22 protein-coding genes and 1 tRNA gene are annotated in these 25925 nt (G+C 43.7%); 21 read left to right on the top strand and 2 right to left on the bottom strand.

All coding sequences use genetic code 11. The features are described from left to right. Nucleotides 1-75 precede the first annotated feature (75 nt). Nucleotides 76-152, top strand: a tRNA-Val gene (locus RTS10_RS05235). Between the two features lie 374 nt (nt 153-526). On the opposite strand, the gene RTS10_RS05230 is transcribed toward RTS10_RS05235, so the two are convergent. Further along, nucleotides 527-1426, bottom strand: coding sequence for a LysR family transcriptional regulator (locus RTS10_RS05230; protein ID WP_312539510.1), 900 nt, complete (start codon nt 1424-1426; stop codon nt 527-529). Nucleotides 1427-1545: 119 nt separating this feature from the next. Here RTS10_RS05230 and RTS10_RS05225 point away from each other — a divergent pair, with 119 nt between their 5' ends. From RTS10_RS05225 to RTS10_RS05130, 20 genes are all read left to right on the top strand, one after another. Further along, nucleotides 1546-2211, top strand: a complete 666-nt coding sequence (locus tag RTS10_RS05225; protein ID WP_312539509.1) for an NAD(P)-dependent oxidoreductase — start codon at nt 1546-1548, stop codon at nt 2209-2211. Between the two features lie 541 nt (nt 2212-2752). Beyond that, nucleotides 2753-3769 (top strand): aliphatic sulfonate ABC transporter substrate-binding protein, encoded by a 1017-nt coding sequence (locus tag RTS10_RS05220; RefSeq protein WP_219331698.1) that lies wholly within the window; start codon nt 2753-2755, stop codon nt 3767-3769. Nucleotides 3770-3919: 150 nt separating this feature from the next. Beyond that, complete coding sequence (locus tag RTS10_RS05215) at nt 3920-4816, top strand: ABC transporter permease subunit (RefSeq protein WP_257619666.1); 897 nt, start codon at nt 3920-3922, stop codon at nt 4814-4816. Continuing rightward, nucleotides 4816-5607 (top strand): ATP-binding cassette domain-containing protein, encoded by a 792-nt coding sequence (locus RTS10_RS05210; protein WP_219331697.1) that lies wholly within the window; start codon nt 4816-4818, stop codon nt 5605-5607. Before RTS10_RS05215 ends, RTS10_RS05210 begins: the two co-directional genes overlap by 1 nt. Nucleotides 5608-5953: 346 nt before the next feature. After that, nucleotides 5954-7252 (top strand): YeiH family protein, encoded by a 1299-nt coding sequence (locus RTS10_RS05205; protein WP_065253424.1) that lies wholly within the window; start codon nt 5954-5956, stop codon nt 7250-7252. Then, entirely contained in the window at nt 7249-7446 is a 198-nt protein-coding gene (locus RTS10_RS05200) for a hypothetical protein (protein WP_007117079.1), read from the top strand. The genes RTS10_RS05205 and RTS10_RS05200 overlap by 4 nt, the downstream gene beginning before the upstream one ends. Nucleotides 7447-7690: 244 nt before the next feature. Then, nucleotides 7691-8908 (top strand): SfnB family sulfur acquisition oxidoreductase, encoded by a 1218-nt coding sequence (locus tag RTS10_RS05195; protein WP_099834429.1) that lies wholly within the window; start codon nt 7691-7693, stop codon nt 8906-8908. Nucleotides 8909-8925: 17 nt separating this feature from the next. Then, nucleotides 8926-10164: an SfnB family sulfur acquisition oxidoreductase gene (locus tag RTS10_RS05190; protein WP_284034762.1), complete on the top strand. Its 1239-nt coding sequence runs from the start codon at nt 8926-8928 to the stop codon at nt 10162-10164. Beyond that, the gene (locus tag RTS10_RS05185) at nt 10164-11540 is read left to right on the top strand and encodes an LLM class flavin-dependent oxidoreductase (protein ID WP_284034761.1); all 1377 of its coding nucleotides are present in this window, start codon (nt 10164-10166) and stop codon (nt 11538-11540) included. The genes RTS10_RS05190 and RTS10_RS05185 overlap by 1 nt, the downstream gene beginning before the upstream one ends. A gap of 101 nt (nt 11541-11641) precedes the next feature. After that, on the top strand, nt 11642-12508 hold the full coding sequence (locus tag RTS10_RS05180; RefSeq protein WP_007117075.1) for a MetQ/NlpA family ABC transporter substrate-binding protein: 867 nt from the start codon (nt 11642-11644) through the stop codon (nt 12506-12508). A 44-nt stretch (nt 12509-12552) separates the two neighbouring features. Then, nucleotides 12553-13626, top strand: coding sequence for a methionine ABC transporter ATP-binding protein (locus tag RTS10_RS05175; protein WP_312539506.1), 1074 nt, complete (start codon nt 12553-12555; stop codon nt 13624-13626). Further along, nucleotides 13619-14266 (top strand): methionine ABC transporter permease, encoded by a 648-nt coding sequence (locus tag RTS10_RS05170; RefSeq protein WP_065253422.1) that lies wholly within the window; start codon nt 13619-13621, stop codon nt 14264-14266. Before RTS10_RS05175 ends, RTS10_RS05170 begins: the two co-directional genes overlap by 8 nt. Nucleotides 14267-14466: 200 nt before the next feature. After that, nucleotides 14467-15195: an FMN reductase gene (msuE, locus tag RTS10_RS05165; RefSeq protein ID WP_409455586.1), complete on the top strand. Its 729-nt coding sequence runs from the start codon at nt 14467-14469 to the stop codon at nt 15193-15195. Between the two features lie 218 nt (nt 15196-15413). Next, a complete protein-coding gene (locus RTS10_RS05160) occupies nt 15414-16340 on the top strand; it encodes a CysB family HTH-type transcriptional regulator (RefSeq protein WP_312539504.1) in 927 nt (308 codons plus the stop codon). 376 nt (nt 16341-16716) lie between these two features. Continuing rightward, on the top strand, nt 16717-17925 hold the full coding sequence (gene ssuD / locus RTS10_RS05155; protein ID WP_312539502.1) for an FMNH2-dependent alkanesulfonate monooxygenase: 1209 nt from the start codon (nt 16717-16719) through the stop codon (nt 17923-17925). Nucleotides 17926-18526: 601 nt separating this feature from the next. After that, nucleotides 18527-19096, top strand: coding sequence for a hypothetical protein (locus RTS10_RS05150; protein WP_007117067.1), 570 nt, complete (start codon nt 18527-18529; stop codon nt 19094-19096). 200 nt (nt 19097-19296) lie between these two features. Next, a complete protein-coding gene (locus RTS10_RS05145) occupies nt 19297-20886 on the top strand; it encodes a Dyp-type peroxidase (protein ID WP_005233314.1) in 1590 nt (529 codons plus the stop codon). Between the two features lie 74 nt (nt 20887-20960). Further along, nucleotides 20961-22115: a catalase family protein gene (locus RTS10_RS05140; protein ID WP_312539500.1), complete on the top strand. Its 1155-nt coding sequence runs from the start codon at nt 20961-20963 to the stop codon at nt 22113-22115. Between the two features lie 37 nt (nt 22116-22152). Then, nucleotides 22153-22788, top strand: coding sequence for a DUF1269 domain-containing protein (locus tag RTS10_RS05135; protein WP_159374158.1), 636 nt, complete (start codon nt 22153-22155; stop codon nt 22786-22788). Between the two features lie 129 nt (nt 22789-22917). Then, nucleotides 22918-24753 carry a 3-hydroxyacyl-CoA dehydrogenase gene (locus RTS10_RS05130; RefSeq protein ID WP_312539498.1) on the top strand — a complete coding sequence of 612 codons (1836 nt, stop codon included), beginning with the start codon at nt 22918-22920 and terminating at the stop codon, nt 24751-24753. 39 nt (nt 24754-24792) lie between these two features. Here RTS10_RS05130 and RTS10_RS05125 read toward each other — a convergent pair whose 3' ends face one another. Continuing rightward, nucleotides 24793-25905 (bottom strand): HlyD family secretion protein, encoded by a 1113-nt coding sequence (locus RTS10_RS05125; RefSeq protein WP_312539497.1) that lies wholly within the window; start codon nt 25903-25905, stop codon nt 24793-24795. Nucleotides 25906-25925: the final 20 nt, after the last annotated feature.

Here is a 25925-nt window from a genome sequence, read left to right as displayed (position 1 = left end):
AAAACCACTTGCAAAAGCAAAATTTTTTGGTAAAATGGCACTCCTACTTACGCAAGTAGATTGTTAGACCCTTTTAGGCATATAGCTCAGTTGGTTAGAGCACCACCTTGACATGGTGGGGGTCGTCTGTTCGAGTCAGATTATGCCTACCATATTCCAAAAGCCCCAGTCGATTGATTGGGGCTTTTTTATTGCAGTTGTATTAACGGTTTACATGGTTTTTCGAGAATTGAAATTTTGACCACTTTTGTGATTTTGGGCACAGAAAAATCGCTTAAAAATCTTGTGTGCCCATTTTGTGCCCAAATTGTGCCTTGGTTAATTTTTGAGCAAGTAGATTTTGACACCCACCCGAATTTAAAAGAGATGAAACTGAATTTTTTTTGATTTTCATTGCTTATTTTAAATAGCCTTCATGTCCTAAAAAAAATCCTTTTAAAGTATCCCTATCAAAACTATAAACATGAGCAAGTGGCGATTCACTAGTCACTATCCACTTTCATTGTCATCAATGTAGGTTGTTAATTTAAGATGAGGCGTAACTGCCAAATTTCTCCATTAAAAAATCAATGAGAAGCTGTATTTTTTTAGCTTTAACAGGTGTTGGCAAATAGTATAAATAATTGGCAGGAAAGGTTATCCAATATTCTTCAAGTACAGGTATCAACGCTGAATTAGTTGCTAAAGGTTCAAAGATTCGCCCTATGCCTAATCCTTGCAAAGTGGCATCTAACACTTGTTCAGAATCATTAAAAATCAGCGTGTTTTCAATCGGTTGTAGTTTATTTTCCCCATTTATTTGCAAAAATAAGGGCTCGATTCGATTACTACTCATAAAACGAAAGCCAATCATCCGATGATGTTGTAAATCATCTAGGGTCTTTGGTATGCCGTATTTGCTTGCATAGTCTAAAGAAATATACAGCCCTTGCCGAAACGCAGGATAAATGGGCTTAGCCACCACGTTGTCAGTCAAGTTATTACCAAATCTTACCCCCAAATCAAACCCTGCTTCTATTAAATCCACACTAGCATTATTAATAGAAAATTCCAAAATTATCTTTGGATAACGCGCACAAAATTCTGCATAAAAAGGTTTAAATATCAGTTCGAAATGTAGCTGTGATAAAGTGATTCGTACAAGACCACTTGGTTGTTGATACTGATCGCCAATATGTTGCCAAGTGTTTTGTAACCTAGAAATCGGTTCTAGGGTTTGGCTGTAAAGTTGTTCGCCAGCATCGGTTAATTGTAGTTTACGTGTTGTGCGAACGAATAAGGCAATACCAACATTACGCTCTAATGTCTTAAGCGCCTTGCTTACCGATGGTACGGTGATACCTAGCTTTTTAGCCGCATTGGTAATCGATTTTTCTTGAACAATACTATGAAAAATCAGTAATTGCCCAAAGTCAGATTGATTCATGATAGGTTCTCTATTATTGCCTTTTAGCTAATAATATTTTAGCTTATTATAGACTAATCGTTTGTGAATAAGCGTTTTATAATAGCTTAATCTTAACTCAGTCAAATAAAGGAATAAAAATGAACCCACAAAAAATTGCCGTCATCGGAGCCACAGGGTATGTTGGGAAAGCGGTGGTCAAAGAATTAGCACAACGTGGACATCAAGTTACTGCGTTTGCCCGCCATATTGATAAAATCGAACCCCAAGACAATGTCACCGCTGTACAAGCTGACGTGATGAGTGCGGATTTTCCACAAAAATTACAAGGGTTTGATGCCGTTGTGAGTGCATATAACCCCGGATGGACTAACCCCAATATTGGTGAAGAATTTACACAAGGTTCTCAGGCGATTATTGAAGGGGGTAAACAGGCAAAAGTACCTTATCTGCTGATTATCGGCGGTGCTGGTAGTTTGTATGTTGCTGACAATAAACAGTTGATTGATACACCAGATTTTCCTAAAGAAATCTTTGACGGTGCCAATGCAGCACGCCATTTAATCCAAGCGTTAACAGACCGTCGTGATGTGAATTGGGCGTTTATTTCTCCGCCTGCCATGCTTGGTGTAACCGCTGGTTATAGTGAAGAGCGTACAGGAGAGTATCGTTTAGGTGACAACCACCTGTTGATGAACGGCGATATACCTGCAGGTATCAGTGTGGCGGATTTAGCGATTGCCATTGCCGATGATTTAGAAAATAAAACCCATCTGCATCAGCATTTTACAGCGGCTTCTATTTGAATGTAACCGACTGACTGAATTTAACTGAATGACTCACAAGGGCAAGGCTGCTATTGTTATGCAGCCTTGTTGCTTGCAAAAATTTGTTTATAATCTTTTCAATAATAATCCAGTGAAAGCCAACCTCACAAACTGCAAGCAGGTATGAGTTGAAACTGAATAATACCCAACACCCTTCAATCCTATCTTCCTTCAATTCCATCTTCAATATAACCTTCAATCCAATCTTAAAGCATACCAAATTTGCTGCGAGTTAAACTAACCTTTTTTTCTACGGATAATAGCTAGCTCTACGGATAACTGCAGTTAATTTATCCACGCTTCCTTTATATATCCGCAAGCTAAAGTATCCGCATTGTAGAGCGGTTAGAAAATTTCTCTATATTCTTATCAATTATAATTATTAAGCTTTGTTATTATTTTGTGGAATAATGTCACCATTCGATGATACTTGATAGGGCTTTATAGCATTTCATATCGAAAAAATGAAAAATTTTGAGGATAAGGACAAATTGTCCTAAATATTGTATAAGGTATTGTAATGAGAAAAGTTTCTGCTCTACTTATTTCGGGGTTTAGTATTAGCTTGCTATTAGCAGGTTGCCAGCAAAATACCACCAAATCTGCCAATGCGGCAACCACCAATGAAGCACAGACCAATGACGCTAAGAGCGGTGATTCAAAACCACTTGAAGAAGTGCGTATCGGATTACAAAGTTCAGGAGCGTTGGTGTATCTGCGGGAAAGTAAGCTGCTTGAAAAGTCGCTCGAAAAATCCGGCATCAAAGTCAATTGGGTGCAGTTTCAATCGGGACCGCCGATGCTAGAAGCGCTAAATACCAACAATATTGACTTTGGCACCACAGGGGACACCCCACCCATTTTTGCCCAAGCCGCGGGTAGTAATCTGGTGTATGTTGCCTATGAAAAACCTTCACCACAGTCTGAAGCCGTCATTGTCCCCGCCAATTCAACCTTAAAGTCCGTGGCTGAATTAAAAGGTAAAGCTGTGGCGGTGACTAAAGGCTCTAGTGCTAACTATACGTTACTAAAAGCATTGGAACGTGACAAATTGAGTTTTGCTGACATAGATGTCAAGTATTTACAGCCATCTGATGCCCGTGCTGCCTTTGAATCGGGGAAACTGGATGCTTGGACCGTTTGGGAGCCTTATCTGTCGAGTGCCAAAATTGAGCTAAAAGCGCGAGTTTTGACCGATGCTACAGGTCTTAAGCCCAATAATACATCGTTTTATTTGGCATCAACGGATTTTGCTCAAAAACACCCCGATGTGGTTAAAGACATTGTCAAAGCCATTGATGAAGCGGATAAAGCGATTACCGCTGACCCGGTAACTTTTAGCAAAATGATCCAAAAAGTCACCAATCTAAAACCTGACGTGGCGTTAGCCTCGGTGAAATCAAGAAATTACGGTGTCAACTATATCACCGATGACATCATTCAAGCGCAGCAGCAAGAAGCGGATACTTTTTATAAAAATAAATTGCTGCCAAAACAAATACAGGTAAAAGATATTGTCTGGTATCCACCCAAGTAAACCCTATTGCTAGTAAAAACATGGCTAGTAAAAAAGGGTAGGTAACCTTTATGACGCTAGCTTGCACTTACTACGTTGAAGCGATACAGCCGACAGTTAGGCTTTTAACAGTTAGCTTAATAAAGATAAATTTGCATTGAGAGATTGTTTATGAAAACGTCAAGTTTTGTTGCGGATAATTCAGTGGTCGCGGCATCAAAGCCGCTACCGACGAAACCGATAAGGGTGAATGCGCCAGTCAAGACATTGTCAACCCGCAAGGTTGTTAAAACCCTATTTGCGCGTACAGGGGGTTGGTGGTTGCCATTACTTATGTTGGCGGGTTGGCAACTGGTAGCAAGTTATCAATTACTGCCTGAGGCTTACCTTAAAAATATTTCGTCACCCAGTGCCGTTCTTCAAGCGGGCTATGAACTCATAAAAAGTGGTGAGCTTTGGCAGCATCTAGGCATTAGTGCGCTGCGAGCGTTTGCTGGGTTGTTGATTGGCGGGTTGTTTGGGTTGGGGTTTGGGCTATTGACCAGCACTTTGCCTGTATTTCGCACCTTATTGGATACCACCTTTCAAATGCTGAGAAACATTCCACATTTGGCATTAATTCCCTTGGTCATCGTGTGGTTTGGGATTGATGAAGCGGCAAAGGTTTTTTTGGTGGCAGTTGGCACATTTTTTCCGATTTATTTGAATACCTATCATGGCGTCCGTAATGTGGATAAACATCTGGTTGAGATGGCAAAAAGCTATGATTTAACGGGCTGGGCATTGTTTAAAGAAGTGATTTTACCTGGGGCATTGCCGAGTATTTTGGTTGGGGTGCGTTTTTCATTGGGCATTATGTGGCTGACGCTGATTGTGGCGGAAACCATTTCGGCCACCACAGGCATTGGGTATTTAGCCATGCACGCTCGCGAATTTTTTCAGATTGATATCATCATGTTTTCAATCTTGGTTTATGCACTATTAGGATTTCTAGCCGATTTTATTGCCAAAAAGCTTGAGTTTGTTTGGCTCAAATGGCACCCCGCTTACCAACAAGGAGCACACTGATGTCAACGCAATTGTCAGCACCATTGTCAGCGCCATCCAGAACGCCATTAAAAACCTCAACAGGATTGGCTTTAAGCTTAACCAATGTGGTCAAAAAATTTGACAATCGAGAAGTCATTAAAAACCTAGATTTGCACATTCAAAGTGGTGATTTTATCGCTATTGTCGGGCACAGTGGCTGTGGTAAATCAACGTTGCTACGTTTACTTGCTCAGTTAGAAACGGCGAGTAGTGGGGAGTTGACAGCCATGTCAATTGCCAATCAAGCAATGTCGCCTCAGGCATGGCGACAATCCACGCGGCTGATGTTCCAAGATGACCGATTATTACCTTGGAAAACGGTACTGGAAAATGTGGGGCTTGGGCTAAAAATGCCAGATTGGAAAGCGCAAGCGTTGAAAGCGTTAGCGGAAGTCGGCTTGGCAGAGCGAGCGGATGATTGGCCATCGGCATTGTCAGGGGGGCAAAAGCAGCGAGTGGCTTTGGCCAGAGCGATTATTCATCGTCCCCAGCTGTTGCTACTTGATGAGCCATTGGGGGCGCTAGATGCGTTAACCCGTCTTGATATGCAGCAACTGTTGGTCAAATTATGGCAAGAACATCGATTTACGGTGATTTTAGTGACCCATGATGTCAGTGAAGCGGTCATCACTGCTGATAGGGTGATTTTAATTGAACAAGGCAAAATTGGACTAGACTTGCCAATCTTATTGCCACATCCCCGTAATAATATGACTAAAACTGCGCCACTTGAGCAAATTGTGCTGGATAAGATTTTAGCGGTGCATTGAGTCTGTCAATCGTTCAATGACAAGCAACTGACACCTTTTGGCACTCTTTGCCACCCTTTATTGAGCAAAAGCCCATTAAAAAATTAATGGGCTTTTTTAATGATAAAATTAATCGATTTGATTTTTCTGTCTGGGCTAGCCGAAGCTTTGCTCAGTGCTTTTATTGGTGCTAAGTCAGTAAGTAAAATCCACCTAAACATTATGCGCTCACAGTACCGCCTGTTAGCAGAATTTATTATATTCATATCAGTTATGGTTACTAAGTGTAATCAATAATTTATGGAATAATGCCTTTTTCATTTGATACAAGTGCTATATCAATACTGGGAGAAAGGAGCGTGAGGTCATGAAATTTTTAAAAAATGAGGATAATTGGTCGGTTGTACTGGGACTATTTATTGTGGTAGTGATTTGCACCTTGTATATATCGCAAATACCTATTGCCAACTTAAATGTTAAAATAAAACCTTGGTCAGACTTTAGTGAGTTATTTAACCTAGTTAGCCATTCAATCCTAGGACTGCTAAGCTTAGGAATTGGTTTCGGGTTATTGCTATTTTTGGGTGCCAAATCCGCGCAACCTGAAATAAAGTTACCCCCATTTTTAGCCAAATTTGTCCTATTGTTTTTGATGGCGGCGGGCATTTTGATTTTAAGCAGTAATAAGACTGTCAAAGCATGGCAACTAGAAAGTCCTTTGGTAGCCTTGTTCATAGGTCTGTTAATTGGCAATTTTACCTCAATTGCTGATAAATTAAAGGAAGTGCTGAGAACCGAATACTATGTCAAAATTGGTATTGTTTTAATGGGGGCAACCTTACCCTTCACTACGATTTTAAAAGCGGGTCCGGCGGCCATCGTACAAGCCTTAATTGTTTCGGTTGTGACTTTTTCTACCATTTATTTCGTAGCAACAAAAGTGTTTAAGCTTGATAACCGATTTGCAGCGACCCTTGGGGCAGGTGGCTCGGTGTGTGGGGTGTCAGCGTCGATTGCCATTGGCGGTGCCTGTAGAGCCAAGCATGAGCATGTGGCGGCGTCAATTTCGTTGGTGATTGTGTGGGCAGTAATTATGATTTTTGCGCTGCCATTTGCTTGTAAGTTGTTGGATTTGCCACCTGCGATTGCCGGTGCCTGGATTGGAACGTCTGAATTTGCAGATGCTGCTGGTTTTGCAGCGGTTGAAGCGATTGGTAATGAGTCTGCTACCCAAGCCTTTACATTAATGAAAGTGGTAGGCCGAGATATGTTTGTTGGATTATGGGCATTTTTGGCAGCTTATTTATCGGTCACTGTCTGGGAGCGTGCTTCAACGAACGAGCGAATTGATAAATCAGAGATTTGGCGTCGATTTCCTAAGTTTATTATCGGTTTTTTTATTGCCTCAATCATCACTACCTTATTTGTATTGATTGCACCCAACGCTGAAGCTTTTAATAAACAAGCATTAGGTCTTATCAAAGACTATCGCGGTTGGTTTTTTACCTTAACGTTTTTATCCATTGGTATGACAACGCGATTTAAAGCATTGGCAAGCGTGGGCATTAAACCTGTACTTGCGTTTACAGCGGGTGTTTTGGTCAATCTGCCGCTGGGCTATTGGCTCTCTAACCATGTGTTTGCAAACTATTGGATAAATTTATGATTACCCAATCAACCACTATCAAAAGTCAAATCCCATTACCAAAGACGGTGTTAGCACAATTTGGCTTTAGCAATCATTGCTCCCAAGCCGTCTTTGATACGTGGGAGTTAAAAAAAGCCCTCAAAGCAGCGGGTATTGATGAAAATCAATATCAGCTGACAGTAAATTATCACCGACAGTGGGGATATTTTTGATGGTTTGAAAAAACCTATCCCTACAAATTAGCTTTGTTATTGGTTAGAAATTTATCCAAAAATTTACCTGTTGGTCTAAGCCCATTAAAAGATTGATGGGCTTTTTTTATGTTCACCCAATCAATCAAATGACATGCTGTTCATCACATTTCTTGCTATAGATAGCAAAATATCTTGGTTATCTTTGCGAAAAAAAATCTTTACCATGATGCCTTATTCAAGCATTTAGCGGTAAGGAATTAGCATGACGGATTTTAATCAGCCACTTGATAAATATGCCAAAGCGCAACGCATTGTCACTGATGAGCAAGCCATTCAAGCTGCCAAGCAAGTGGCGGCTTTTGCCCTCATCAAGCGCGACGAGCGCGACCAACAGCGACAATTGCCTTTTGCAGTGATGGATCTATTTAGCCAAACCGGGCTTGGCGGCATACGTATTCCCAAACAATATGGCGGCGCCGAAGTGTCAAATCGCACCTTGGCAGAGGTCTTTCGTATTTTGAGCAAAGCCGATGCCAATATTGGATTGATTCCACAAAATCAAATCAGCCTACTCAATATCATCAATATCATCGGCAATGACAGTCAAAAACGTTTTATTTTTGGCGAGATTTTGTCAGGCAGTCGCTTAGCCAATGGCGGGCCAGAACGTGACACCAAAGACAGCAAAACCTTGGCAACGACATTGACCATTGCCAACAATGGTTACTATCTTAACGGGGAAAAATTCTATTCAACAGGCAGCAGTTTTGCCGATTACTTGGCGATTAAAGCCTTACACCCTGAGGGTCATGTGGTACTCACCCTTATTGATAAAACCGCAACGGGCGTTGAGGTAGTAGATGATTGGGATGGTTTTGGACTGCGTACCACCTCAAGCGGCACGGTCAAACTCAACCAAGTCAAAGTCCTACCTGAGCTAATTTTTGATGAGCGCTTGCTTAGCGATGCACCGACGTATCGTGGGGCTTATTCTCAGCTGATACAAGCGGCGATTGATGTCGGAATTGCAGAAGGGGCGTTTGAAGATACCTTAGCTGTGGCAAAAAAAGCCCGTCCCATTGTCGATGCCAAAGTCGAAGCTGCGCGCTTTGAGCCGTATTTGCTACAAGTAGTGGGAAAGTTAAAAGTACGCTTGGATGCGGCTACCCTATTACTGCAAGAAGCGGCTGATTATTTGGATGCGCTGGATAGATTGGATTTTGTCACCGCAGAAGAGGCAGCACTCGCGTCTATCAAAGTGGCAGAAGCCAAAGTATATGCCAATGACGCCGCTCTCACGATTTCTGAAAAACTGTTTGAAATTGGCGGTAGTCGTTCATCACTTAGTGAGCATGGCTTGGATCAGCATTGGCGAAATGCTCGCGTGCATACTTTGCATGACCCAGTGCGCTGGAAGTTACACGCATTGGGCGATTATTACTTAAATCACAAATTGCCCAACCGTCATGCTTGGATTTAGAAAGTAAGGAAAACACCATGTCAGATACCATCACCCGTCCAGTAACGGACGCTCAAGCCTCGTTAATCAAACCTACGCCCGTCGCCCATATCATCAAGTCGGACAACGAAGCATTAGAAATCGCCTATCAGCTTGCCCAATCGTTTAAACAAGCGCGTATAAAACGAGACCGCGAACGGCTATTACCCTTTGCAGAAATTGAAAGCTTGAGCCAATCAGGGTTATGGGCAATCACCGTGCCAAAACGCTTTGGCGGCGCTGATGTATCAAGTTGGACCGTCGCTCAAATCATTGCGCTGTTGAGTGGTGCAGATGGGGCGATTGGGCAAATTCCGCAAAATCATTACTATGCGTTAGAAGTATTAAAAAACACGGGGACAGAAGCCCAGCAGCAACGCATTTTTGCTGAAGTATTACAAGGGGCGCGGCTAGGCAATGCGCTGGCTGAGTTTAAGCCCAAAAATGCCGTTGATAAAACCACCAAACTCACCTCAACGCCAGGCGGTTATCTAATCAATGGCGAAAAATTTTACTGCACAGGCAGTCTGTTTGCACACCGTATTCCGACTTTGGTAAAAGATGACAACGACGGCGAATTTTTGGCATTTGTGCAGCGAGACGCCAAAGGTCTCACGCTAATTGATGATTGGCAAAGTTTTGGTCAACGTACCACAGGCTCAGGCACGGTCTTATTTGACCAAGTTTTTGTGGATAAAGACGATGTCATTGCTTTTGATAAAGCCTATCAAAATCCAACGGTTTGCGGGCCGTTTGCCCAGCTGTTGCACGCCGCCATTGAGACAGGTATTGCACGTGGGGCGTTTGAAGAAACCTTGGTACAAGTGCGGCAAGCTCGCCCTTGGATTGATTCGGGCGTGAATAAAGCCACCGATGACCCACTCACGCTATTGCAAATTGGGCGCAGTGCGGCAGATGTGCGAGCGGTGGAGGTATTACTCAAACACGCTGCCCAAACCATCGATGCCGCTCGTCCAACGCCCAATGAGCAAAATATTGCCCAAGCGTCATTGGCGGTCGCGGCAGTGCGCGCATTAAGCACCGAAGTGGCACTAAAAACCTCCTCACAGCTCATTGAGCTGGCAGGCAGTCGCGGTAGCCAACGTGACAAAGGGCTAGACCTGTATTGGCGAAACGCACGGGTGCATACCTTGCACGATGCGGCACGGTGGAAATACTACTTTATTGCCAACTATGCACTCAATGGGGTATTGCCGCCACGGCGAGGGACGTTGTGATGGGTGAGACGGTGAAACAAGAAAATAACCTGCCAAAGCCGATTATTCTTAACGCCTTTGATATGAATTGCGCTGGGCATATCAATCATGGTTTGTGGACGCACCCAAGGGATGAATCTTATCGATTCAATGAGCTTAGCTATTGGACAGGCTTGGCAAAAACCTTGGAGCAAGGGCTGTTTGATGGGTTGTTTTTGGCGGATATCACAGGCTGTTATGACGTTTATCAACATAACATTGATGTGACCCTTAAAGAGTCGGTGCAATTGCCAAGCCATGACCCGACCACCTTGGTGTCTGCCATGGCGTCGGTGACCGAGCATTTGGGCTTTGGTATCACTGTAAATTTAAGTTATGAGACGCCTTATCAATTTGCTAGACGTATGGCGAGTCTAGATCACTTAACCCAAGGTCGTTTGGGATGGAATATCGTGACAGGGTATTTGGACAGTGCTGAGCGATTGATTGGTAATCAAGGGCTAAAGGCACATGATTTACGCTATGAGCAAGCGGACGAGTTTTTGCAGTTGTGCTACCAGTTTTGGGAAGGCTCATGGCAAAACGATGCAGTCAAAATAGACAAACAGGCGCGCATTTTCACTGATCCTGCCAAGGTAAAAGCGATTCACCATCAAGGGCGTTTTTACCAAAGTGACGGCGTTTTTCAAGTGATGCCGTCTATTCAGCGCACGCCGGTGTTATTTCAAGCAGGGGCATCAGCCAAAGGTTTGGCATTTGCTACCCAGCACGCGGAGGCGATTTTTATTGGGGGTGGCGAAAAATCAGCGATTAAACGGCAGGTGGAGACGATTCGCCAGTTGGCAAAAGCACAAGGTCGCAATCCCAATGACATCAAAGTGCTGATGGGGATAACGGTAGTGACTGACGAGCGTCACGACCTTGCCCAAGCAAAACTGGCAGAGTATGAAGGCTATGCAAGTAGCGAGGCAGGATTGGCACATTACTCAAGTTCGGTGGGGATTGATTTATCACAGTATGCCGATGATGAGGTGATTGCCTACCAACAAACCAATAGCATTGCGTCGGTGAACCAGCGCTTTCGGCAGCAGGTTACCAAAGCGCAGCTGATAGCCGAGCATCGGTTAGGGGGACGCTATCCGCTAATCGTGGGTGATGGGCGCGAAGTGGCTGAGGCGTTGTTGACCTGGGTGGACGAGACAGGAATTGATGGTTTTAACGTTACTCGCACGGTCACGCCTGAGTCTTACGAGGATTTTATTCAGTATGTCATTCCTGAGCTACAACGTCGTGGACGCTTCAAAACCGAATACAAACAAGGCAGTCTACGCCACAAGCTCATTGGCAAAGGTGAGCGGTTACCCAGTTCACACCCAGTGCAAAGCTTTCGATGCTAAGGGCTTGTTTAGAGGACTTTTTTCAGCGTTATCAGTTTTTTATGTTTTAAGCAGCTATTTCTAAGCAGCTATTTTTAAACCATCATTTTTAAGGAGCTATTATGGCAATCGCAGCAAAACATCGTGCTACTGTTTTAGGGGTAACTATCATTGCTGTCTTGGTGTTACTGAGCGGCTGGGCATTTTACAATAAAAGCCAAGCATCAAACGTCACCAAAGACAATCCGTTAACCATCGGTATTAGCCCGCCTTTTGCTAATCCACTTAAAGAAGCAGTCGCGGCGGCAAAACAGCAAGGTATCAACGTCAAATTGGTCGAGTTTACGGATTGGAATACCCCAAATGTAACACTTAACAGTGGCGACATCGATGCCAATTATTTTCAACATCAGCCGTTTTTAACCAATGCACTCAAACAGCATCCAGAGTATAAGCTATCGGCTTTGGGGAAAGGGGTTGCCACCCATGTCGGTTTGTATTCTAAAAAATACCAAAGCCTAGCAGCATTGCCGACGCGTGCCCGTGTGGTGGTGCCAAATGACCCTGTTAATCAAGGGCGAGCGCTACTACTGCTGCAACAGGCAAAATTAATTGGGCTAAAAGACCCAAATAATTTTCTGTCTAACTTAAGCGATATCAGCAGCAATCCAAAACAATTGCAATTTGTTGAAGTTGAAGGCCCGCAGACCGCAAGAGCGGTTGATGATGCTGATTTGGTGTTTAGCTACCCGCATTATTTGCGCTTAGCCAAAACCATTGACCCCAATCAAGCCTTAATCCTTGATGATACCACCAACAACCGCTATGCGATTTTATTTGTCACCCGGGATGATTTTGCCCAAAAAAATCCTGAACGAGCCGAACAGCTGAAAAAATTTATTCACATTTATCAAACGTCACCCAACGTAAAACAAGTGCTTGACAAAGAAATCGGGGGAAAACTTTGGTTTCCAGGTTGGACCTCGTAATGCGTTAACAAGTTTTAGCCATAACAATTACAAAGGATCATGCTATGCAGTCGTTTACTCATATTACCCAAGATGACAGTCATTCATCACCTCCCTATATCCGAATCGATAAGGTCAATAAGTTTTATCAAGGACAAGCGCAAGCGATTCATGCACTAAAAGATATCTCGCTTGAGGTGCCAACAGGCAAAATTCTGGGTATTATCGGTAAAAGCGGGGCAGGCAAATCATCTTTATTACGCATTATCAACGGCTTGGAGTCGATTAGTGATGGTCATGTTTATATCGATGATAACAATGTGGCAGCACTCAACCAAGCCCAGCTACGACAGCTGCGACAAGGCATTGGTATGATTTTTCAGCATTTTAATCTGCTGTCGAGTAAAACGGTACAAGACAACGTCGCCTTGCCATTAAAAGTCGCCAAGGTAAGTCAGGCTGATATCAATAAACGGGTGGCGCAAGTGCTAGAGATGGTGGGGCTCAGTGATAAAGCATTGATGTATCCGTCCCAGTTATCAGGCGGTCAAAAACAGCGGGTAGGCATTGCGCGGGCGCTCGTGAATGAACCCAAAATGTTATTGTGTGATGAAGCCACGTCAGCACTAGACCCAGAAAGTACCCAGTTGATTTTGCAGTTACTCAAGCAAATTAATAAAAAACTCGGCATTACCATTGTGCTCATTACCCATGAAATGCAAGTCATTCGAGATATTTGCGACCAAGTGATTGTCATTAACCAGGGGCAAATCGTTGAAACAGGACCGGTGTGGAAAGTATTTGCCTCACCCATGCACACCATGACCCAAGAGTTACTAGGCTATAACCAGTCATCCATTGATTTGGGTGAGGATAAACTCACCGACAAGCACAATGCCACTCATACCTTGCTCAACCTAAGATACGTTACCCCAAGAAAATCTGCCCCTGATTTAAAAGCAATTTTTGCACAATTTGAAGCGCCCGTCTCTTTGTATCAAAGTCAAGTGGATACCATTCAAGGCTATTTGGTAGGCAATATCGTCGTTGGCGTCGCAACCACGGGTTTAGATGTCGCCCAATTAGCGCATCGCTTGGGACATCAAGTTTTGCATGTGGAGGTAATTGGTTATGCTTGAATTATTACTGACGGGGTTGATTGATACCCTGATTATGGTTGGCGTATCAGCGATTTTAGCATTTTTATTGGGACTACCGATCGCATTGGTATTGGTCAATTCAAGCGAGCAAGGTATTGCCCCATCATTTTTGACCAATCTAAGTTTGGGTTGGTCTGTGAACATTGTGCGTGCCATTCCTTTTTTGATATTGATGGTGGCTATTATTCCAGCCACTCGAATGATTGTCGGTACAAGCTATGGTGTGTGGGCAGCCGTGGTACCGTTAACCTTAGCAGCGACGCCTTTTTTTGCCCGAATTGCCGAAGTGAGTCTGCGTGAAGTTGACCCAGGGCTCATAGAAGCGGCACAAGCGATTGGCTGCAACCGTACACAGATTATTCGGTATGTCTTATTGCCCGAAGCATTGCCTGGCATTATTGCCGGGTTTACCGTGACGATTGTCACCATGATTAATTCGTCTGCCATTGCTGGCGCGATTGGGGCGGGGGGCTTGGGCGATATTGCCTATCGTTATGGCTATCAGCGCTTTGATGTGCAAATGATGGTATCAGTCATTGTGGTTTTGGTGGCATTGGTGATGTTGGTGCAAGCCACAGGCGATAGTTTGGCTCAATGGGTCGATAAACGCCAATTGTAGCTCTGCAGATTTACCACTTTGATATGGCAAATTTGATATAGCAAAAAATCAGCTAAATAATGCAGATATTGTTGTTTCACAAACGGCTTAATTTTTCGTTTAATGGGCTTATCGAAATGTCATCGATTTATCTGATTACACTAAATTAAGGAATAAAGATGTCTATCACTCAAAATTTCACTAATCAATCAAATCCAGCCATGCCACTCAATATCGTTGCGGTATCGGGTGGGCTCAACACACCATCAAAAACCGAAAGTCTGGTGCAAAATATTGTAGATGAGTTGGCACAAGCCACGCCCATCAACGTACATTTTATCAAACTTAGTGAAATCGGGCCTTTACTCAGTGGGGCGATTTATCGTAACCAACTGCCAGAGCGAGTACAAAACGACTTGGCAGCGATTGAGGCGGCGGACGCCTTGATTGTAGGAACGCCGGTGTATCGCGCGTCTTTTACCGGATTGTTTAAACACTTATTTGACTTTGTGGAGCAGACCGCGCTCGTGGATGTGCCGGTATTGTTGGCTGCCTCTGGCGGTAGCGATCGTCATGCACTGGTACTAGAGCACCAGCTTCGCCCATTGTTTAGTTTTTTCCAAGCCCAAACATTACCAATAGGCGTGTATGCGACGGATAAAGACTTTACCCCAGAATACACCGTCTCAAGCCAACAGTTGCGTGACCGTATTGTGTTAGCGGTGGCGCGCGCGTTGCCGATACTTGAGTGGGCACCCGCTAAAGGCCGACGCGCCCAAGCCATTAAAGAAAAATCAGCGCAAGCCAATCAGCAGCTAGGCATTAATAAACAAGTCGAACAAGCCGAAATATTACCCTCTGTGGCAGTGCCAGATTTATCGAGCGCCGAAGCCAGACTACACCCGCAAACTGTTCAATCACAGCCTAAAACCCATCCATTCGTTGCTTGATGGGAGAGTGCCTTAGTGATTATTAGCTGAGCTGACAAGGGCAGTTATCGTCAATATCACCTGAGCAATCGAAAGCTTAGTTTTATTCGAAATATTTTATTTTTAACATTGTTATATGTAATTTTGGAATATTAATTTGTTTGATGGGTGTTTGTTGTCTTAGGCCGCTCGGCTTACACTAATTTGATTGATTATCAGATTATTTAGGCCAACAGACTATGAATTTTCAACAACTTCGTATTATTCGAGAAACGGTACGCTGTGACTATAACTTGACCGAAGTGGGCAATGCATTATTTACCTCACAATCGGGTGTGTCCAAACATATCAAAGACTTAGAAGATGAGCTTGGCGTCGGGCTGTTTGTGCGTAAGGGTAAACGGCTATTAGGTTTGACCGAGCCGGGTAAAGAGTTATTGGTGATTGTAGAGCGGATGCTACATGATGCCAACAATATCAAAACCTTGGCTGAACAATATACCAGCCAAGATAAAGGCGAATTGACCATCGCAGCCACCCATACCCAATCTCGTTATATTTTGCCGCCCGTTGTGCAAGCGTTTAAACAGCTTTTTCCTAAGGTGCATTTACGCTTGCTACAAGCCGCACCGCCAGAAATCGCAGCAATGCTACTTGATGGACGAGCGGATATTGGCATTGCCACCGAAGCCTTGTCAAGCTATAGCGAGCTTGTGACTTTTTCTTATTATCACTGGTATCATGCGATTGTGGTGCCCCCAAACCATCCGCTAACCCAGCTTGAACAGGTAACGCTTGCCGACATTGCCCATTATCCGATTATCACTTACATTAGTGGTCATACCGGGCGAACGATGATTGATGAAGCGTTCGCCAAAGCAGGATTACAGCCTGATATCGTGATGACGGCCTTGGATTCTGATGTGATAAAAACTTATGTGGAATTTGGCATGGGCATTGGTATCATCGCGGATATGGCGTTCAATCCCAATAAAGACACCCAGTTAACATTACTCAATTGCGAGCCGCTATTTCATCAAAATACCACCTTGCTCGCGGTGCGACAAGGGCATTTTTTACGAGGATTTGGCTATCAGTTTTTAGCCTTGTGTAACCCTACGTTAACCCAAGCAACAATGCATGATGCCATACAACCTAGCAGCTAACGCTAAATACTGATAAGCAAGTTGGCAAAACTTATCATCTGCTACATCCGATGTAATACGCGTCAAATTCGCTTGTTGTCTCGCTTGCTGTGCTATTTTTAAGATTTGGGCTTGTTTATCTGATGTTGATATCAATTCATTTGACGATAAAACGCTTTATGGTGAAAACTGTAAAGCTTTTTTTATGTCACTGCTTTAGCGATTAAATTGATAGGGTTAGCAGCAAAATTATTAAGTATTTTTTGTGCTAACCAAAGCAGTTTTTGTTATTTTTTATTGCGCGATATTTGCTTTAAGCTTATGGCTACCGATAAACCGCCCATGACAAAAGGCGAGTTATCTTAATCAATTTTTGAGCTTACAAGCAGGGGTTACGATGAAAATTTTTTGGTTTATACCGACACATGGCGACAGTCGTTATTTAGGTACAAGTAAAGGGGCAAGAACCGTTGACCATACTTATATGAAGCAAATTGCAGTGGCAGCCGATAACCTTGGCTATGAAGGCGTGTTGATTCCGACAGGTCGCTCATGTGAAGACCCTTGGTTGGTCGCTGCTAGTCTCATTGATGCGACCACTCGCTTAAAGTTTTTGGTGGCATTACGCCCTGGGGTGACGACACCCGCGCTTGCCGCTCGTATGACAGGCACCTTTGATCGATTATCAAATGGTCGATTGCTGCTTAATCTGGTCACAGGCGGCGACGAACAAGAGCTTAAAGGCGATGGCATCTTTGAAGACCACGCGACGCGTTATCAGACAGCCAGTGAATACACCACGATTTGGCGAGAGATTTTAACCCGCTCGCACACAGGCGAATCCTTTACCTTTAACGGTGAACGCTTGCAAGTCGAAGATGCCAAATTGCTATATCCCCCTCTACAACAGCCGTATCCGCCCTTGTGGTTTGGCGGTTCATCTGAGGCGGCGCAAACACTGGCTGCCGAACAGGTTGACAGTTATTTGACCTGGGGTGAGCCGCCTGCTGCCGTCAAAGAGAAGATTGAGCAGCTTAAAACCAAAGCCGCTGCCAAAGGTCGCACGTTAAGCTATGGGATTCGTCTGCACGTGATTGTGCGTGAAACCAATGAAGCCGCTTGGCAAGCCGCTGATGAATTATTAAGTCATGTCACTGACGACACCATTGCCGCCGCCCAAGCCAAATTTGCCCAAATGGACTCGGTGGGACAACAACGTATGGCAGCCTTGCATGGCGGTCGCCGTGATAACTTAGAAATTTCGCCCAACTTATGGGCAGGGATTGGACTGGTGCGTGGTGGCGCAGGCACGGCACTGGTGGGCGACCCACAAACCGTTGCCGCGCGTATTCAAGAGTATGCCGATTTGGGCATTGATAACTTTATTTTCTCAGGTTATCCACACTTGGAAGAAGCCTATCGGTTTGCTGAATTGGTTTTCCCATTATTACCGATTGACACCCAAAACAGCTTGGTCAAGCCAAATTTGACAGGACCGTTCGGTGAAATTGTCGCTAACAACTATGCACCCCCGCAACAAACCAGCGACACTGCAACCCCAAAAACACCCGCTACTGCCATACCCAAACACGCTATTGCCTCTTAAATTTATTTTAAAGACATATTAAAGGCGTCTTAAATGCTTGTGATAAAACGTGCTAACTAAGGCACGTTTTGCGTCTCGTCTATACCTATCTATATCTATTATCCGACAGAGTACGCGGAATCCATCCTAGCCATGATAAACCTTTTAACTGATAAATCTTTTAACTGATAGACCTTTTTTTTAAAAGTGAGAGTCAGTTATACCGTGAGATTATACCAGCTCATGCCAATAAGCTACTTTGCTAAAGCTTGTCTTATACCTACTTATTTGACCTATCCAATCCCCACTGTTTTTAGCAAATACAAAGCAGGAAAGATGAATTCTCTATAGCTAGGTTATATTCGGGATGTGAATAACCTATTGATAGTAATGAAAATTTTTTAAGCCAACACTGTTAGTTTTACGGTCTCTAGTATGTCATTTTTTAATCAATAGTTTAGTTTTGTAATTTTATGGGTGATAAAAGTTAATTTAGCGCTTTTTACTTTTTACGGCTTATATAATGAAAAAGATTTAAATCTTAAATAATAAAACAATGGGATAAATAAATTTAAATCATGCACGTCAATTAATGATCAACTAACTATAAGGGCAATAAAACATGACAACTGAAAACAACGAAAAACTTTCTTTATTAGATGATGTGGCATTGAAAGCACAAATGCTCATGGCAAACTTCAAAGAGGGCGCTAATGATGGCTATGACCATTCTGTCACCAGTGCCGGTGAAAAGGGCTTAAAATCAGGCAAAGTGTCTGAACTCACCGCCATCGCTCCCTTAACCAAAGATGGGGCAGCTCGTATCAAGCGAATTTTAGAAATCACCAAAGGCAATCTTGCAGGGGCGACCAATGTAGGCACCTTGCATGATTTGCGGTTGGTGTTTTTAGACAATGATACTAAGCTCCTGTTTTGTACCGCCTATGATGGCGACTGGGATGCTTACATTAATGACTTTGCTACCAAAATTCCAGAACTCATGGACTTGATTTTTGGCAATGTAGAGGGTTGGCCTGGGATTAAAAGCCCGACGGTTAAGCAATTCATCCTTGACCATCAGATTACCGCTACCGGTTGGTATGTGGGTGTGCCTCATCTGACGGTTCGTGATATTGCGCGTAATGACAAAATCGTGCGTGGCATTAATAAAGCCATTGAACAAGCCCAATAAGCCGACTTAGAACCTGTATTCACCATATCACGTTTATCGTACTATTCTAACCGTACTCTGAACGGGCAAGCTTTAGGTTAAAATTTCGATACAAAAGCGATTTGTTCAGTGATTTTACCATAAGCAAGCGATATTTAGCGTGGTGTATGGTGAACAAGCTTTCAGCATCAAATTTTTAAGATTCTCTGCTAGGAACGACCATGAATAACGACAACCCAGCGAATGAAAGCCTACTTGGCAAATTAAAAACCCATCTACAAGATGGTATCGAGCATGGTATAGAGGCCGTTAAAGACAAACTTGAACACAGCGATACACCCGCTGAAAAAGGCAGTGTCAAAGAACGGGTACACGAAGCGAAACAAAAAATCGGCACGCAGCTGCACAGCGTCATGACACGGGCAACGAACGCTATCTATCCCAATATCGCCACGATGGAGCTTGAGGATATTCAAGCTATTATTTTGCATGACCGCCCTGCGCCTTACTACGGCACGCTTGTCGCGCTAAAAGTCAATGACAGCAACGCGGGTCGTGAATTACTAAAAGCGGTATTACCAAACGTCACAGGCTCAAAAAATTTCCAAAAAGATATGGATGCCAATTTGACCATTGTGATGACGTATAAGGGGCTAAAAGCTTTAGGCTTACCGCAAAGCTCGCTTGATTCTTTCCCAGAAAATTTCAAAGCAGGTATGGCAGGCCGCTCCGATATCTTGGGTGACAAAGGCGATAATGACCCTAGCAACTGGCTTGCGCCATTTGGTGATAAAGGCGATATTCATATTTGCGGCGCGGTGATTGCCAATAGCCAAGAAAAATGGCAAGCCAAACTTGCCGAACTTAAACAGACGTTTGCCCCTTATCTAGATACCAGCCGTAACGCGATCGAAATCTTAGTGGAACATGATTTTGGCGTAGATGGTGACGTCAAAAACGTGTTTGGTTATCGCGATGGCATCAGTAACCCAGAAGTTGATGGCAGTGGTATCAGCCTTGAAAATAACACCGAACGTCCGATTGCGGCGGGTGAATTTGTGTTAGGTTATAAAGGTGAAGCGGGCGTGGTACCTCCCATGCCACAGCCTGAAGTATTGGGAAAAAACGGTTCGTTTATGGTACTGCGAAAATACCGCAGTAATGTCGCTGACTTTCACCGCTATTGCCTTGAACAAAGCGACAATGACCCAGCTAAAGCCGATAAATTGGGGGCAAAAATGTTTGGTCGCTGGCGTTCGGGTGCCCCCATCACCCTAAGCCCAGACCATGATGATGAAGCCCTCGGCAAAGACAATGTAGCAAACAATAAATTTGACTACACGGACGATCCCTATGGCAAAGGCTGCCCGTTTGGTGCCCATGCTCGCCGTATGAACCCCCGCAATACCAAAGATTTTATTCTAAGCGATGTGCGTCTTCACCGTATCATCCGCCGTAGTGTATCGTATGGCGATATCGTGCCGCCCAACGTGACCCAAGACGATGGTCAAGAGCGGGGGTTATTTTTTATCGGTATCAACGCCCATGCCATGGACACGCTTGAGTTTTTGCAAAGCCAATGGATTAATGACGGCAACTTTATGAACCTTGGGGAAGAACGTGACCCAATGCTAGGCGTACACGCAGGTAGTGACGCTGATAGCGATGTGTTCACCGTACCCGATGAGCCAATTCGTAAGCGTCATACCAATATTTTGCAATTTAATACCCTACAAGGCGGTGAATATCTTTTTGTACCGAGCTTGTCGGCACTCAAATGGATGAGTGAGCTTAACGAAAATTCATATTAGAGTAAATCTAAATAAAAAAAGGTTAGGAGCTTTTAGTACACCTAACCTGATAAAAATAACAAAGGACAATCATCATGTTAAATAAATTATTCGGTCGTCGTTATGCCAAGTTTGACCCAGCCATCGACCAGCTTACTAGCGCCGATGAAAAAGCCATCGACCAAATCACCGCAGATATTCGTGACTATATCGGCAAATCAGACACGGTTAGCAAAATCAACTATCACACCCGAGATGCCCATGCCAAAGGCTACTGTGCGTTAAAAGCCAACTTTGAGATTTTACCAAAACTGCCCAAAGAATACGCCCAAGGTATCTATGCCAAACCCGCTCGCCATGAAGCGGTGATTCGTTTTTCTAACGGCTCATCTCGTGTGGCTGCCGACAACAAGTTGGGGCTTTCTCAAGGGTTGGCGATTAAAGTCTTTGGTGTCAAAGGCGACAAATTACTGCCAGATGAGCCAGATAGCCCAAACTTTGACTACAATCTGATTAATTTTCCTATTTTCTTTTGTAATACTATCCAAGACTATAGTTATATTTCACGGCTATTTTTACAATTAAATGATTATTTTGCCAAAGGTGCGAAAGGTCAAGCCAAGTTTGCCTTTGATTGGATTACCCAATATGGCAAAAAACTGCCATCCAAAGAATCCCTCAAGACTTTTAGGGCTTTTAGTAAATTTAAAACCATCAAACCGCAAAATACCTTGTTATACAGTTTTTACTCACAAGGGGCAGTGCGTCATGGCGACTATATGGCAAAAATCCGTGTCGCCCCGACCAAAGCTTCACAAGCCAAAATCAAACGCCGTGATCTTGATGTAAACGCTACTAACGAGGCGATTCGTCCTTTGATTTTACAAGAAATCCGTGAGCATGATTATGAGTTTGATGTGCAAATCCAGCTGTGCCGTAACTTAAAAGACCAACCCATCAATGACTTGACCAAAGAATGGGATGAAAAAGACGCGCCATTTGTGACAGTAGCAAAACTTACCATCCCTTGCCAAGATGTACCGGATGACGGCAACTTTGACATTATGGAGCATTTGTCATTTACCCCGTTTCGCTGTATTGAAGCCAACCGTCCAATTGGTAATTTGCAACATGCGCGACTGCGTGCCTATCAAACCGCCTCGACCACGCGCCATCGTTTAAATCATAAAAAACGTGCCGAGCCAACCAACCTAAAACAGGCATTTGATAAAGATTTTTATAACCTTTAATTAAAAAAACCTAATTAAAAAAATAAGGATAACAGCCATGAAAGCACAACAAAATATTTTAGTCACTATTTTTGATGTATCAACTGAAGCCTACAAAGCCTTTACCGAGCTTAAAGCTTACAAAAGCAACGCTGAAACCTTGATTGCGCAAGCGTTACTCATTAAAAAAGAAAACAGTGTGATCACAACGGTCGATAGCCTAGACCAAGGCGAACAAATTAGTGGTGGGGCGGTTATGGGCGGTCTGTTTGGTGCATTGCTTGGCGTATTGGGCGGACCTGCAGGTTTGTTAATCGGCGGCTCACTGGGTATGGTACTCGGTAGTGATGTCGGTGCGGCAGCATCTTTTGGTCAATCATCGTTACTTGAATACGTTGCCCAAAATCTAAAAGACGGTGAAGTGGCGATTTTAACGTTGGTTCAAGAGCAAAACGAGCAACCACTCAACGACTTTTTTGCGCAGTATAACACGCATAGCCAACGCTTTGACGTAGCTCATGTACAAAGTGAAATAATCGCAGCTAAAGAAGCACATGACCAGTCGGTTAAACACTTGCAACAAGTATGGCGTGAACAACGCAAAGCTGACCATTCGTCAAAATTGGACGCATTTCGTGATGAAATAAACCAAAAATTTCATCAATTGGGTGAAAAACTCAATCTCCATAAATAAATCAAAAACCGTTAGTGTTTGAACATGCTAACGGTTTTTTTCTTTTAATCTAATCAAAAATAGTCGACAGCAAATACGATAATACCAAAAATAAAGTTGCGTATTTGCCTGTTAATCTAGGAGTATTGTATGTCAGAGTCGAATTCTCTTGTTAATTTTACCCATATCACAGTCGCAGGCAGTGGTGTTCTAGGCTATCAAATCGCCGTACAAGCGGCGTTTCATGGTTTTAAAGTCGTTGTGTATGATATCAATGACGAGGTGCTCAATAAAGCCAAAACCAAATTTGCCGATATCGCCAAACGTCATCAGGCTGATTTGGGCGAAACAAGCGAACAAGCCAAACAGGCTGAACAAAACTTGCGTTATAGCTCAGACTTAAGCGCCGCCTTAAAAGACGCCGATTTGTTGATTGAAGCGGTGCCCGAAGATGTCGCCATCAAAAAAGATTTTTATAGCAAAGCCTCAGCAGCCGCACCCGAGAAAACCGTATTTGTCAGTAACTCATCTACCATGTTGCCCAGTGATTTGGTCAAATTTACCGACCGTCCTGCTAAGTTTTTAATGATGCACTTTGCCAATGAGATTTGGAAGCGCAATCTTGCCGAAATTATGTCGCATGCCGATACTGACCCTAATGTATTTGATGCGGTGACTGCGTTTGCCAAACAAATCGGTATGTTGCCTATTATCGTCAACAAAGAAACCTCGGGCTATGTACTAAATTCACTACTCAATCCTTGGTTAAATGCAGGGATGCAGCTGTATATCCAAGGTATTGCTGACATTCAAACCATCGACAAAACTTGGATGCTTGGCACAGGCTCGCCGATGGGACCATTTGCTTTTTATGATATGCTGGGGCTGACTACCCCTTACAATATTTACAAGCTTGCTGTAGCTAAGGGCAAACAACAAGACCAAGCGGTCGTCGATATGCTTAAAAAAGAGTATATCGAGCAACATAAACTGGGTGTGCCAACGGGCGAAGGATTTTATCAATACCCCAATCCCGCCTTTAAAAATCCTGACTTTTTAAAACCACCTAAAGCGGATTTATCCAAAGTACCCTATAAAAATATTACCGTGGCAGGTAGTGGCGTATTGGGCAACCAAATTGCGGTGCAATGTGCGTTTCATGGGTTTAACGTGACTATTTATGACATTAACGATGACGCGATTGCTAAGGCGAAAGCTCGCTTTACCGACCTTGCCAATCAGCATCAGCATGACCTAGGTGAAACCGATGCCCAAGTGACAGCAGCTAGCAAAAATTTGGCTTACACCACGGACTTGCATGAGGCGTTAAAAGATGCAGACCTATTGATTGAAGCGGTGCCAGAAAGCTTAGACATCAAAAAAGATTTTTATAGCAAAGCCTCAGCCGCCGCCCCTGCCAAAACCGTGTTTGCCAGTAACTCATCGACGCTATTGCCAAGCGTGTTATCGACCTTTACTAACCGTCCAGAAAAATTCTTGATGCTGCATTTTGCCAATCACATCCATATCCGTAATACGGTGGAGTTGATGGCGGCAGCAAGCTGCGACCCACAAGTCTATGCTGACGTCATCGAATTTGCCAAAGCCATTGCCATGTTACCGATAGCGGTAAAAAAAGAACAATCGGGCTATGTGCTTGATAGCTTATTGATTCCGTTATTGGTAGCGGGGTTAAAACTGTGGGCAAACGGCGTTGCCGATGCCGCAACCATTGATAAAACGTGGATGATAGCCACGGGTTCACCCTTTGGACCGATGGCGATTTTGGATAAAAATGGCATGAAAACCAACTACAACATCTTTAATGAACTGGCAAAAATGGACCCCTCTTTGCAGCAGCCCGCTGAAAAGCTCAAAGCAGAACTGGTCGATACTAACAAACTGGGTGAAGCCACGGGTGAGGGGTTCTATCAATATCCTAACCCAGCTTATTTAGCGAAAGATTTTTTAAGCCTATCTGACTAAATTGCGTTTGGTAGAGGAGAATAAAAAAGGGTTAATTTGCTAACTTGACGTATCTACCGTTGCCACTACCGACATGCCTGGCATCAATTCATTCAGACGACCTTGGTTGCCATCGATGTCAATGCGTACAGAAATGCGCTGTACCACTTTGGTAAAATTCCCGGTGGCATTGTCGGTTTTAATGACACTAAATTCTGACCCTGTTGCGGGGGAGATGCTTTTGACTACCCCCGTAAATTTTTGTTTGCCTAGGGCATCCACAGTAAACCACGCTTTTTGCCCGATTTTCATTTTATCAATTTGGGTTTCTTTAAAATTGGCAATGACCCACATCGATTTTGGGATGAGGTAAACCAACTGTGTGCCTTGCGTCACCAGCTGACCGGTACGGATATTGATTTGCCCTAATTTACCTGAGGTCGGGGCGGTGATTAAGCCATACTCTTGGTTGGTATTGGCTTGATTTAGCTGTGCATTGGCGCTTTTAATCTGTGCCACCAAACCAATCTTTGCTACTTCTGCGGTCTTTTGACCTTCGCGGGCGACATCGACACTGGTGATTGCTTGGCTCAACAGTGCTTCATTGTTTTTTACTGCCGCTTTGGCAGTATCGACTTCATTTTGTGACACGGCGCCAACGCCGACCAAGGATTCAAGTCGTTTAAGCTGTTGGATAGACAATTCTAACTGGGTTTTAACTTGTGCTACTTTTGCCTGCGCGGCTTTGACATCGGCTTTGCGCTGCTCGATGATTTGTTGTTGGTTGGCTAAATTGGTGGTCGCTTGTTCCAGTCCTGACTCGGCTTGTACTACTTGCTGTGAGTAGTTAGCACTGCTGACTTTAACTAACGGCTGACCTTGTTTGACGTCCTCAAAATCACTGACGTAGACTTTTTCGATATAACCATTAATTTGTGCCGACAATAGGGTGATATTGCCTTTGACATAACTGTTTTCGGTTTGTTGCAGTGGCGTATTAAACGGACCCAAATGCCATGCCCATAAAATCACCCCAACACCGAGCAAAAAAACCAATAACATGATAATTAAGGTAAGCGGCCTAGGCTTAATAATCTTTTCAGGCGCCTGTGCGGGTTTGTCATCGCTGTCATCAGCTGGCGCATCATTTTGGGTTTTTGCTTCACTACTCATGAGTTAGGTTTTCCGTAAGC

This window comes from Moraxella sp. CTOTU47616 (assembly GCF_032017465.1).
In the GTDB taxonomy this organism is placed as follows: Bacteria; Pseudomonadota; Gammaproteobacteria; order Pseudomonadales; family Moraxellaceae; genus Faucicola; species Faucicola tetraodonis.
This window is presented reverse-complemented; position numbering and strand designations above follow the sequence as displayed.